Source organism: Stenotrophomonas sp. SrG (assembly GCF_050031795.1).
GTDB classification, from domain to species: Bacteria; Pseudomonadota; Gammaproteobacteria; order Xanthomonadales; family Xanthomonadaceae; genus Stenotrophomonas; species Stenotrophomonas rhizophila_A.
Genome location: NZ_JBNBBE010001318.1, coordinates 1 through 236, shown reverse-complemented (window position 1 = coordinate 236; position 236 = coordinate 1). Strand labels below are relative to the sequence as shown.

General features: G+C 70.8%; 1 pseudogene. It reads right to left on the bottom strand.

Annotated elements, in window-relative coordinates:
• Window positions 1-216: pseudogene (locus ACQG3P_RS23695) on the bottom strand (chemotaxis protein CheB); the annotation flags it as partial.
• Window positions 217-236: the final 20 nt, after the last annotated feature.

Genomic DNA, 236 nt, shown 5'->3' with positions numbered 1-236 from the left:
GCGTTCAAGCGCATCCTCGATGGCCGGTACCAGCCCGATCAGCACCGCGCCGGCGTCCGCGCCGCCCAGCGTTTCCATATCCACGCTGTTGGGATCCTCTTCCAGCACCACGGTCTCACCGGCCTGGGCCAGCGCTTCGCGCAGGCGCTCACGCTCCGGGCCGACCCGTGCCAGCAATGCCACCGCCGGCAGCGGGTTCAGGTCCTTCACGGGCACGGGCGATCCCCCGCAGGTCA